Annotated in this window: 9 protein-coding genes; 7 read left to right on the top strand and 2 right to left on the bottom strand. The window is 49.8% G+C overall.

Going from position 1 to position 12,300, the window contains the following annotated elements:
* The first annotated feature begins 60 nt into the window (after positions 1–60).
* From queA to I2G42_RS09190, 5 genes are all read left to right on the top strand, one after another.
* Positions 61–1,086, top strand: coding sequence for a tRNA preQ1(34) S-adenosylmethionine ribosyltransferase-isomerase QueA (gene queA, locus I2G42_RS09210; RefSeq protein ID WP_055228237.1), 1,026 nt, complete (start codon positions 61–63; stop codon positions 1,084–1,086).
* Positions 1,087–1,313: 227 nt separating this feature from the next.
* A complete protein-coding gene (locus I2G42_RS09205) occupies positions 1,314–1,988 on the top strand; it encodes a phosphatase PAP2 family protein (protein ID WP_070103238.1) in 675 nt (224 codons plus the stop codon).
* Positions 1,978–3,039 carry a lysylphosphatidylglycerol synthase transmembrane domain-containing protein gene (locus I2G42_RS09200; protein WP_055228238.1) on the top strand — a complete coding sequence of 354 codons (1,062 nt, stop codon included), beginning with the start codon at positions 1,978–1,980 and terminating at the stop codon, positions 3,037–3,039. Before I2G42_RS09205 ends, I2G42_RS09200 begins: the two co-directional genes overlap by 11 nt.
* Positions 3,023–3,658, top strand: a complete 636-nt coding sequence (locus I2G42_RS09195) for a CDP-alcohol phosphatidyltransferase family protein (RefSeq protein ID WP_022461413.1) — start codon at positions 3,023–3,025, stop codon at positions 3,656–3,658. The genes I2G42_RS09200 and I2G42_RS09195 overlap by 17 nt, the downstream gene beginning before the upstream one ends.
* On the top strand, positions 3,655–4,569 hold the full coding sequence (locus I2G42_RS09190) for a phosphatidylserine decarboxylase (protein ID WP_242856715.1): 915 nt from the start codon (positions 3,655–3,657) through the stop codon (positions 4,567–4,569). Before I2G42_RS09195 ends, I2G42_RS09190 begins: the two co-directional genes overlap by 4 nt.
* A 149-nt stretch (positions 4,570–4,718) precedes the next feature.
* Here the strand turns inward: I2G42_RS09190 and aroA are convergent, their stop codons facing one another.
* Both aroA and I2G42_RS09180 read right to left on the bottom strand, forming a co-directional pair.
* Positions 4,719–6,002 (bottom strand): 3-phosphoshikimate 1-carboxyvinyltransferase, encoded by a 1,284-nt coding sequence (aroA, locus tag I2G42_RS09185; RefSeq protein ID WP_195530988.1) that lies wholly within the window; start codon positions 6,000–6,002, stop codon positions 4,719–4,721.
* Between the two features lie 34 nt (positions 6,003–6,036).
* On the bottom strand, positions 6,037–7,149 hold the full coding sequence (locus tag I2G42_RS09180; protein WP_055265977.1) for a prephenate dehydrogenase: 1,113 nt from the start codon (positions 7,147–7,149) through the stop codon (positions 6,037–6,039).
* A 398-nt stretch (positions 7,150–7,547) separates the two neighbouring features.
* Here I2G42_RS09180 and I2G42_RS09175 point away from each other — a divergent pair, with 398 nt between their 5' ends.
* The gene (locus I2G42_RS09175) at positions 7,548–9,638 is read left to right on the top strand and encodes an elongation factor G (RefSeq protein ID WP_055217732.1); all 2,091 of its coding nucleotides are present in this window, start codon (positions 7,548–7,550) and stop codon (positions 9,636–9,638) included.
* Positions 9,639–9,871: 233 nt separating this feature from the next.
* Positions 9,872–12,277 carry a leucine--tRNA ligase gene (leuS, locus tag I2G42_RS09170; protein WP_022461418.1) on the top strand — a complete coding sequence of 802 codons (2,406 nt, stop codon included), beginning with the start codon at positions 9,872–9,874 and terminating at the stop codon, positions 12,275–12,277.
* The last annotated feature ends 23 nt before the right edge of the window (positions 12,278–12,300 follow it).

Here is a 12,300-nt window from a genome sequence, read left to right as displayed (position 1 = left end):
GTTGAATGAACAGAGCAAATCCGGCGAATCATGCCGGCTGCCATAGAATGGAGGAAACAAATGAAAACATCAGATTTTTATTATGATCTGCCAAAAGAACTGATTGCACAGGATCCGCTGGAAGACCGCAGCGCTTCCCGCCTGATGCATCTGGATAAAACGACAGGTGAATATAAGCATGGTCATTTCCGTGATATTCTGCAGTATCTGAAACCAGGCGACTGTCTGGTTATCAATGATACGAAGGTAATTCCGGCACGTCTTTATGGTTCCAAGGTCGGAACGGATGCGGCAATTGAGATTCTTCTTTTAAAGAGAAAAGAAAATGACATCTGGGAAACGCTGGTAAAACCGGGCAAAAAATGTAAGGTCGGCACGGTGATCTCCTTCGGCGACGGCATTCTGACCGGAGAGGTTGTAGATATTGTCGATGAGGGAAACCGTCTGATCCAGTTCCATTACGACGGCATTTTCGAGGAGATCCTCGACCAGCTTGGCGAGATGCCGCTGCCGCCGTATATCACACACAAACTGCAGGACAAGAACCGCTACCAGACGGTATACGCGAAACACGAGGGAAGCGCAGCCGCTCCGACCGCAGGACTGCACTTTACAAAAGAGCTTCTGCAACAGGTACAGGATGCCGGTGTAAAGATCGCCCATGTAACCCTGCATGTCGGCCTTGGCACCTTCCGTCCGGTGAAAGTGGAGGATGTCACCCAGCATCACATGCACTCTGAGTTCTATGTGGTAGAAGAAGATCAGGCAAAACTGATCAACGATACGAAAGCAGCAGGCGGCCGTGTGATCGCAGTCGGAACAACGAGCTGCCGTACTCTGGAGTCGGCAACCGGCGAGGACGGCATTTTAAAAGCCGGAAGCGGCTGGACCGAGATCTTTATCTATCCGGGTTACCGCTTCAAGATGATCGACGGACTGATCACCAATTTCCATCTGCCGGAGTCCACACTGGTGATGCTGGTATCGGCACTGGCTGGAAAAGAGCATATTATGGCAGCTTATGAAGAGGCTGTGAGAGAAAAATACCGCTTTTTCTCCTTCGGTGATGCCATGATGATTGAATAAAAAATTCGTTTATGACAAAAATACGATGCTGAAAGAAAACGACCATATAGGAACACAGCGAAGCCCTATATGGTCGTTTTTTGTCCAGCGAATCTTCTAAATCTTTCTTTTTCCCTGCCGAAAAACAGAAGATTTTATTAAGGTTTCTGAAAACGAGCGGAACTGGGTTGTGTCAGGGAATGTTTTTGCGTATACTGATACGTGTTTGAGACAAGGGAGGACGGATTTTGAAGAGAGACGAGAGAAGAAAGTTTCCATGCTATGGTATCCTGCCGCTAATTCTGACGCTGACAGCGAATTTTATCGCTTATTTTGGAACGCGGCCGTTTACCAGTTCGTGGAAACATTACAATATAGAAACGATGCTGGACCAGCAGATCCCGGTGATCCCGTGGACGATCGTGATTTATTTTGGCTGTTATCTGGTCTGGATTGTAAATTATCTGATTGCCGCAAGCAGAGAGAAAGAATTTGTCTGGCGGTTCTTTGCAGCAGATGTTCTGGCGCGGCTTGTCTGTATGGCATTTTATCTGCTGCTGCCGACAACGAACGTAAGGCCGTCGATCCCGGAACAGGGATTCTGGAATCAGATGCTTGCCTTGCTCTACCAGATGGATGCGGCGGACAATTTGTTCCCATCGATTCACTGCCTGAACAGCTGGTTCTGCTATATCGCAGTCCGCAGCAGACGGGAGATTCCGCGCTGGTATCAGCGGTTCTCTTTCTGGGCGGCACTTGCCGTGTTTGTCTCTACGCTGACAACAAAGCAGCATGTGATTGCAGATGTGATTGGCGGAGCGCTTCTGGCAGAAGTGACGTGGCAGATCGCGGGACGCACGCATCTTGGTGCATGGTATGGCATGATATTGGAACGAAGGAGGTGGAAACGCCGTGCAGAGTAAGAAAAAAATGATCGTGAATACTGTTTTTCTCGTTGTGATTTTTGCGTTGACGATATACGGTGTTTTCCACGGCGAAGACCTTGGCGCAATGATGGAAGCAATGCGGCGAGCAGATGTGCGGTGGCTGCTGCCGGGACTGTTCTGTGTCGTGTTTTTTATCTGGGGAGAATCGATCATCATCTGGTACATGATGCATTCCTTCCAGATTCCGGTGAAGAGGCGGACGTGTTTTCTGTTTTCTTCCGTCGGATTCTTTTTCAGCTGTATCACACCGTCCGCAAGCGGCGGCCAGCCGATGCAGCTCTACTATATGAAAAAGGAGAAAATATCTCTTCCGGTATCAACGGTGATTCTGATGATCGTCACGATCACTTACAAAGCGGTGCTGGTCGTGGTGGGACTTGGGCTTGTTCTGTTCGGACAGGGCTTCCTGCACCGGTATCTGACGGAAATCCTTCCGGTTTTCTATCTGGGAATCGGTCTGAATGTCTTCTGTGTCACAGCCATGCTTATTCTGGTTTTTCATCCGGCGCTTGCGCGGACGATTCTGGTTTTTGGACTGAAAATCGTGGAAAAACTGCATTTGATGAAACGAAAAGAAAGCCGCCTGAAAAAACTGGAAGCTTCCATGGAAGTCTACCAGAATACGGCAGTGTATCTTGGCACCCACAAAATGGTGCTGGTCAATGTCCTTGCGATTACCTTTGCACAGAGGTTTGCTTTATTTGCAGCAACATGGTTTGTATACCGCGCCTTCCATTTATCAGGCATTTCCTTTATCACCATTGTGCTGCTGCAGGCGGTCATTTCCGTATCGGTTGACATGCTGCCGCTTCCGGGAGGAATGGGAATCAGCGAGACACTGTTCCTGAAAATTTTCCCGCCGGTCTTTGGAAGCGCGCTGCTTCTTCCGGCAATGGTGCTTTCCAGAGGGCTCGGCTACTACGGGGAGCTGCTGGTGAGTGCAGTCTTTACCATCGTCGCACAGCTTACGATCGGGAATACGAAAAGAGAAAAAAGAGGGGGAACTACATATGATAGGGTTCTATGATTATACCGTAATATTAACATATATCAGCTTTGCATCGTCCATCAGCGGCATTTTTCTTGCAACGCGGGGACACTTTAACTGGGCGATTTTTTGTCTTGCTTTTTCCGGACTGTGCGATATGTTCGATGGAAAAATTGCGCGGACGAAGAAAAACAGGACCGAAGATGAAAAGCGGTTCGGCATTCAGATCGATTCGCTCTGCGATGTGGTCTGTTTCGGCGTCTTTCCGATCGTGCTCTGCTATGAGCTTGGCATGACACATTTTTACAGCATTCCGATTCTTATTTTCTACGGTCTTGCGGGCGTGATCCGTCTGGGATATTTTAACGTGATGGAAGAGAAACGTCAGAATGAAACTTCGGAGAACCGGAAATATTACCAGGGACTGCCGATTACCTCGATGTCAGTAGCTCTGCCGCTGCTGTTCGTCTTTGCACCGCTCTGCCGCGGATACTTTCTGATCTGGCTGCATCTGCTGGTGCTGGCGGTCGGCGTTCTGTTTATCACGGATTTCCGCTTCCGCAAGCCGACGAATAAAGAGCTTGCTGTGCTGGTGGCGGTCGTTGGAGTGGCTGTGCTCCGCGGACTTCTGATCTGGAAGGGAGGAAGAACGATTTGAGACTCTGCGCTTATCCTTACCGAAAACAGGGGAAAAATCATCCAAAGCTTGATCTGATCCGCGAGGAAAATGATCTGCAGGACCGTTTTCTGCACATGATGTACAGCCATACCGCCGGAAGAGCCGCGATGAAGCCGCTGGTTCAGTCATTTGTATCTCGTGTGGCAGGCTGCTTTCTGGAAAGCCGCTTATCGGTGCCGCTGGTTGCACCGTTTGTAAAGAAAAATCATATTTCACTGAAGGAATGTACCGCAAAGCAGTTTATCTCGTTCAATGATTTCTTTGTGCGGAAGCTGAAAATGGATGCACGTCCGTTTTCCAATGCGCCGCAGGATTTTATCAGCCCGTGTGATGCGCGGCTTACGGTTTATCCGATTCATGAGAACGGGAAGTTTGAGATCAAGAACACAGAATATACGCTGGAACAGCTTCTGCGCGACCGGAAGCTGGCAAAACGGTATGAGGGCGGAACGTTATTTCTGTTTCGGCTTTCCGTGGACGATTATCACCGGTATCTCTTTGTGGATGACGGCGTCTGCTCGACGGAACGGCGGATTGAGGGTGTGCTCCACACGGTCAATCCGGCGGCGAATGATTTTTGCCCGATCTATAAAGAAAATACGAGAACCTACACGCTGCTGCAGTCCGCAAATTTCGGCACACTGCTGCAGATGGAGGTCGGCGCGATGATGGTCGGAAAGATTGTCAATGAAAATGCCGGAGCGGCGAGACGTGTACAGCGCGGCGAAGAGAAAGGCTATTTTGCCTTCGGTGGTTCGACAGTGATCGTTCTGGCACAGAAGGGAAGCGCAGTGCCGGAAAAACGGATCTGGAATTATTCGCGGCTTGGAATCGAAACGCGGGTACGGCAGGGAGAAACGGTTGGAACGGCCGGAAGAACAGAACTATGAGAAACACGCTCCGCGAGTTTCTCGAGTTATCGCGGCAGTCACCAAGGTCTCGTGCAAGCACGGACTTTGGCTTGTTGCCCGCGTAAATAAAAGCAAAAAAATGGATTGTGAGGAAATGATCTTCACAATCCATTTTGTTTAAACGTTTTTTATGCCTGCAGCCGTGCCAGATCCTGGTAGAATGTCGGATACGAGATATCCACACAGCCGGCGCGCAGGATTTCCGTCGGTGTCTCTGCGGCAAGCGAAGCGATTGCAAACGACATCGCAATGCGGTGGTCGAGGCGGCTGTCGATTTGGGCGCCGTGGAACGGTTTTCCGCCCTCAATGATCATGCCGTCGTCCGTGCCTTCCAGGGAAACACCCATCGCGGTGAGTTCGTTTACCATGATATCAAGACGGTTCGATTCTTTGACTTTCAGCTCCTCCGCATTCCGGATCACGGTTGTACCGTTCGCTGTGGCGGCAAGAACCGCGATGATCGGGATTTCATCGATCAGGGTCGGGATCAGTTCGCCCTCGATGACAGTGCCGGAAAGAGACGGCGTATAGCGCACGAGAAGGTCTGCAACCGGTTCTCCGCCGGAGTTCTGCTCATTCAGAAGTGTGATGTCAGCACCCATGGCGCGGCAGACGCGGAGCATACCGTCGCGGGTCGGGTTGATGCCGACATTTTTCAGGAGCACCTCAGAGCCTGGAACTATCAGCGCGGCGGCGATGAAGTAGGCGGCGGAGGAAATATCTCCCGGCACACGGACGAGATTTCCATGGAGAGCCGGGTCCGGAAGAACCGATGCGGTCAGCCCTTCGGAGGCAACGTCGGCGCCGAAGAATTTCAGCATCAGCTCCGTATGGTTTCTGGAAAGAGCCGGTTCGGTAACGCTTGTTTTTCCGTCAGCATACAGTCCGGCAAGCAGGACACACGATTTGACCTGTGCGGATGCGACTGGCGAAAGATAGGAGATGGCGTGGAGCGGATGGCCGTTGATCGCAAGCGGCGCACAGCCATTTTCCGGAATACTGCGGATGGAAGCGCCCATTTGGGTCAGCGGATTGATGATGCGTCCCATCGGCCGTTTCTGAATGGAGGTGTCACCGGTCAGTGTACTGGAAAAGTTCTGGCCGGAAAGAATGCCGGAGATCAGGCGTGTCGTTGTTCCGCTGTTTCCGCAGTCGAGAACGGCGGACGGAGCCGAAAGCCCGTGCAGGCCTTTTCCATGAACGAGGATGCGCTCCGGCGTGTTCTCGATCTCAATGCCCATACTGCGGAAGCAGGAGATGGTGGAGAGACAGTCGGCACCCTGTAAAAAGTTTGTGACTTCTGTGGTTCCCTCTGAAATGGCACCGAACATGACGGCGCGGTGGGAAATGGATTTATCGCCCGGCACGGAGATTTCTCCGCGCAGAGGACGTACTGCTTTCTGGAACTGCATAACGTAACTTCCTCCTGTCAAGATATACGCGCTTTTAATTGCGGATATGAATGGTATAGCCATGGTCTTTTAAGACCTTCCGGGCAAGAATGCCTGCCTGCTCTTCATAAAATTCAATGCGGAGAGCACCCTCTTCGAACTCGCGGTTATGCGTAATGCCGATATTTTTAATACTGATCTGGTTGATGGCAAGAATTGTTGTAACGGCTGCGATTCCGCCGGCTTCATCGAGCAGGTCGCAGTAAACGACGTATTCTTTCTTTGTCGGTCCATAGGAAGAATCTTCCATGGAATTCCGGTATTCGCGGGAACTTTCAAACATATTGTAGAGCTCGTGCCCCTTTTTGTTATCGACCAGATACTTTGCCTGGACGAGAAGGCGGATATAGGAATCCAGCACATTCGAGAGCTGCTTCTGGTTTGAGAGACAGATCTGCTGCCATACCTCCGGGGAGGAGGAAGCGATGCGGGTGATGTCCTTGAAGCCGCCTGCAGCAACGGTTTTCATCTGCTCTTCCGGTGTGTCCAGGGATGCGAGTGCATTGACCAGGGTAGCGGCAACGATATGCGGCAGATGACTGACACCTGCGGTGATGTAGTCGTGCTCTTCGTATGTTAAAACCATCGGGATCGCCTTTAAGGACTGGACAAGATCAACGAAAGCGGAAACTGTCGCGATCTCAACATCTGGTCCGGGTGTAATCATATAGTAAGCATTTTCCAGCAGGTAATCGGTGGCGCTGGAATATCCCGTCTTTTCGGAGCCTGCCATCGGATGGCCGCCGATAAACTGGTGCGTCATGCCGAGGGTCTCAACCGCCTGATGGATTTCTCCTTTTACACTTCCGACGTCTGTGATGATACAGCCCGGTTTTGCGATGCCTTTCACGAACGGAAGATAGGAGATGTTGGTGCTGACAGGAGCACATAAGAAGATATAGTCACAGTCGGCAAAGCGGTCGTCCCGTTCTTCCAGCGCGATATCAATCACGCCTTCCTGAATTGCCTCTTCGATCGTCGCTTTGGTGCGGCAGTAGGCCATCAGTTTATACTCCGGGTGAACCTTTCTGAGGGTTTTTGCAATGGAGCCGCCGATGAGGCCAAGGCCGATAAAGCCGATACAGATTTTTTCGGATGTATCACACATAATTCAAGTAGTCCTTTCTGACAATTTTCGTAGGTAAATCGTATAAAAGACATTGTAAAGCATCTGAAATCAAATGTCAAAGATTTCTTGCTTTAAAGTGACAAAGCATTTTTGGAAGGCAGCAATTTTGCTTGCTTTGTAAAATCCGGCAGATTCCACAGAAAAGCCAGACAGAAAAGCGGAAGAAAGGCAGAATAACCAGCTAAAATACATATAAAATTTAAAAATTCAGAAATATATTATGAAATATGAATAATATACTTGCAAAAAAGCAAAAACTTTAGTAGAATAGTGACTATGATAAGAGGAACGGAAGACGTGAATCTTGATAAAAAGCAGAAAGGCGAATAAGAGCGGCCTTACAATCTGCAAATTTACTTACATGGGAGGTATTATATATGGACGTTTTTAGAACTGACCGAATCAGAAATGTGGTGCTGCTGGGGCACAGCGGCTCCGGAAAGACAAGTCTGACCGAAGCTATGGCTTATCTTTCCGGTATGACAAACCGTCTCGGAAAAGTGACAGACGGAAATACCGTCAGCGATTTTGACAAAGAAGAAATCAAGCGCAAATGCTCTATTTCCACAACGCTTGTCCCGGTCGTATGGGGAAAAAATAAGATCAATGTTCTGGATACTCCTGGAATGTTTGATTTCGTAGGAGAAGCACAGGAAGCCGCTTCCGCAGCAGATGCCGCTGTAATCGTGGTATCCGGAAAGGCCGGCGTGCAGGTCGGAACCCAGAAAGCATGGGAACTCTGCGAGAAATACAATCTTCCGCGTATGATCTTCGTAACGGAAATGGATCAGGACGATGTCAGCTACCGAGAAGTCGTTGAGCAGCTCACCGAACTGTACGGAAAACGAATCGCACCGCTTCATATGCCTCTGCGTGAAAACGGTAAATTTGTAGGATATATCAATATTGTAAAGAACAAAGGCCGCAGATATATCGAAAAAGATAAAAAAGAAGAATGCCCGATTCCGGATTACTCCGTAGAATATCTGGAGAAGTACCGTGAAACCCTGATGGAATCCGTGGCAGAAACAAGTGAAGAGTTTATGGACCGCTACTTTGGCGGAGAAGAGTTCTCGGTAGCAGAGATTTCCGCAGCGCTTGCCATGAACGTAGGAGACGGCACCATCGTTCCGGTATGCATGGGCTCTCCGGTGAACCTGCAGGGCGTATCGAACCTTCTGGATGATATCTGCGGATACTTCCCGGATCCGTCCACCCGTCCGTGTGCCGGCATCAATCTCGATACGAACGAAATTTTCGAGGCAAATTACGACTTTGCGAAACCGAAGAGCGCGACCATTTTCAAGACGATCGTGGATCCGTTCCTTGGAAAATATTCAATGATTAAGGTTTGCTCCGGCGTTATTAAAAGCGATGATGTGCTCTATAATGTAGATCAGGAATCCGAAGAAAAACTGAGCAAGCTGTACGTGCTCGAAGGCTCCAAGCCGATCGAAGTACCGGAGCTTCATGCAGGAGATATCGGTGCCATCGCAAAACTCGGCGATGCAAGAACCGGCGATTCCCTTGCGACAAAGAACAATCAGGTCCGCTACGGAAAACCGGATGTTTCGACTCCGTACACCGCAAAACGATATAAACCGAAGAACAAAGCCGATGTAGATAAGATCTCCCAGGCCTTTGCCAAGATGATGCAGGAAGACCTGACTATGAAGGCAGTCAATGATTCTGCAAACCATCAGACATTGCTGTACGGCATGGGCGACCAGCACATCGATATTATCGTCAGCAAGCTGCTGGAGCGCTACAAAGTAGAAGTAGAGCTGTCCCGTCCGAAGGTAGCCTTCCGCGAGACGATCCGCAAAAATTCGGATGTAGAAGCAAAATACAAAAAACAGTCCGGCGGCCACGGCCAGTACGGTCATGTAAAAATGCGCTTCTCCGCTTCCGGAGATCTCGAGAAACCATACGTTTTCGAGCAGGAAGTTGTCGGCGGCGCCGTTCCGAAGAACTACTTCCCGGCTGTTGAAAAAGGTATCCAGGAAGCCGTACAGAAAGGCCCTCTGGCTGCTTATCCGGTAGTCGGCGTCAAAGCCGTTCTGTATGATGGTTCTTATCATCCGGTAGACTCCTCCGAGATGGCATTCAAGACCGCAGCGATCCAGGCGTTCAAGAAAGGCTTTATGGAAGCATCCCCGGTTCTCCTTGAGCCGATCGTTTCGATGAAGATCACGGTAGACGATAAATACACCGGCGATATCATGGGCGATCTCAATAAACGCCGCGGCCGTGTGCTCGGCATGAACCCGGATCACAAGGGCCATACGATTATCGAGGCTGATGTTCCGGAACTTGAGATCTACGGATACGGCACAACACTCCGCTCCATGACAGGCGGAAGCGGTGATTTCTCCTATGAGTTTGCGAGATATGAGCAGGCTCCGTCCGATATCCAGGCAAAAGAGATTGAGGCAAGAGCTTCGAAGGTTGAAAAAGCAGAAGAATAAAGCTTTATAAAATAGTGTGATAAAACAGAGAAAATCCGGTTTCGGGAGCAGAATTCGCCCGGAAACCGGATTTTTCTGCGGTTTTTGAAGAAAAACGGAGGATATAGGAAAAAATAAATTGTAAAAACAGGGAAAGAGTGATAGAATACAGCTATATGTTCAAATGTGCATGCTGTCCTAGGCGGCGGTGTGAGAAAAAAGAACTTTGAACTTGAACATGCAGGAGGTTACCTATGAGTAAAAGATATGAGCCACAGGACATTGAAAAAAAGTGGCAGAAGATCTGGCAGGATGAAAAAGCCTTTGCCGCCACAGATGATTATACAAAACCGAAATACTACGCACTCGTTGAATTTCCGTATCCGTCAGGACAGGGACTTCACGTAGGCCATCCGCGTCCGTACACTGCACTGGACATTGTAGCCAGAAAGCGCAGAATGCAGGGTTACAACGTTCTGTATCCGATGGGCTGGGATGCATTTGGTCTTCCAACGGAGAACTATGCGATCAAAAACCACATTCATCCGAAGATCGTTACCAAAAACAACGTACATCACTTCAAAGACCAGCTTCAGTCTCTTGGATATTCCTTCGACTGGGACAGAGAGATCAACACGACGGATCCGGAATACTATCACTGGACCCAGTGGATTTTCCTGAAACTTTTCAAAGCCGGACTGGCATATAAAAAAGAGATGCCGATCAACTGGTGTACTTCCTGTAAGGTAGGCCTTGCAAACGAGGAAGTTGTAAACGGCGTGTGCGAGCGCTGCGGAAGCCCGGTTGTCCGCAAAGTAAAGAGCGAGTGGATGCTGAAGATCACCGAGTATGCAGACAAGCTGATCGACGGTCTGGACGGCGTTGACTATATTGAGCGTGTCAAAACTTCCCAGAAAAACTGGATCGGACGTTCTCACGGAGCAGAGGTTGATTTCTCCCTGAAAGATAAACCGGAGAAGCTGACCATCTACACCACACGCCCGGATACCCTGTTCGGTGTTACGTACATGGTACTCTCCCCGGAGCATCCGTACATCGACCAGTACAAAGATGAGATCAAGAACTGGGATGAGGTCTGCGCATACCGTGAGATGGCAGCCAGAAAATCCGATTTCGAGCGTTCCGAGCTTGCAAAAGACAAGACCGGTGTTATGATCGACGGACTTTCCGCAGTCAACCCGGTTAATGGAAAAGAGATCCCGATCTGGATTTCCGATTATGTACTGATGAGCTACGGCACCGGCGCCATCATGGCAGTACCGGCACACGATGAGCGTGACTGGGAGTTCGCAAAGAAATTCAACATGCCGATCATCGAGGTCGTTGCAGGCGGCGACGTACAGAACGAAGTTTACACCGACGTTGCAGAGGGAACTCTTGTCAACTCCGGTTTCCTGAACGGACTTTCCGTTGCGGAAGCAAAAAAGAAAATTCTTGAGTGGCTCGAAGAGAACCACGTTGGAAAAGCAAAAACAAACTATAAGCTGCGTGACTGGGTATTCTCCCGTCAGCGTTACTGGGGTGAGCCGATTCCGATCGTACACTGCGACAAATGCGGTTACGTTCCGGTTCCGGAAGAATCTCTTCCGCTGGAGCTGCCGGATGTAGAGAGCTACATGCCGACCGATAACGGCGAGTCTCCGCTGGCTGCCATGACAGACTGGGTCAACACCACCTGCCCGTGCTGCGGAGGACCTGCAAAACGTGAGACCGATACCATGCCGCAGTGGGCTGGTTCTTCCTGGTATTACATCCGCTATACCGATCCGAAGAACAAAGAGGCTCTGGCAAGCAAAGAAGCTATGAAATACTGGCTGCCGGTTGACTGGTACAACGGAGGAATGGAGCACACCACCCTTCACCTTCTGTATTCCCGTTTCTGGCATAAATTCCTGTACGATCAGGGCGTAGTTACCTGCCCGGAACCGTATCAGAAACGTACTTCCCACGGAATGATCCTCGGCGAGAACGGCGAGAAGATGAGTAAATCCCGTGGAAACGTTGTCAACCCGGATGATATCGTAGCTGAGTTTGGTGCAGATACCCTGCGTACGTACGAGATGTTCATCGGTGCCTTCGACTTAAGCGCATCCTGGTCTCAGGAAGGCGTAAAAGGATGCCGTCGTTTCCTCGAGCGTGTATGGAAACTGCAGGACAGCCTGGTAGACGGAGATTCCTACTCCAAAGAGCTGGAGTCCAAAATGCACCAGACCATCAAGAAAGTATCCAGCGACTATGAGTCCCTGAAATACAACACAGCGATCGCAGCCATGATGACCCTGGTCAACGAGTTCTACAAAGCCGGAAAAGTAACGAGAAAAGAGTTCGAAACCCTTCTGATCCTGCTGAATCCGGTTGCACCGCATATGACCGAGGAACTGTGGGCAGACCTTGGATACGAAGGCCGTCTGTATCAGACCGCATGGCCGGAGTTTGACGAGGAGAAGACCGTAGAGGCAGTAGCCGAGATCGCTGTTCAGATCAACGGCAAAATGCGCGGAACGATCAAAATCGCCAAAGATGCAGATAAAGAGACCGCAATCGCCGCTGCAAAAGAAGCAGTTGCAGACAAACTGACCGGAAACATCGTAAAAGAAATTTACGTACCGGGAAGAATTGTGAATATCGTTCAGAAATAATAATTATGTAAGCTGAAGAAAGG

The sequence above is a fragment of the Fusicatenibacter saccharivorans genome, from assembly GCF_015557635.1.
GTDB lineage: Bacteria > Bacillota > Clostridia > Lachnospirales > Lachnospiraceae > Fusicatenibacter > Fusicatenibacter saccharivorans.
The sequence above is the reverse complement of the archived record's forward strand: the minus strand, read 5'-3'. Positions and strand labels throughout refer to the sequence as shown.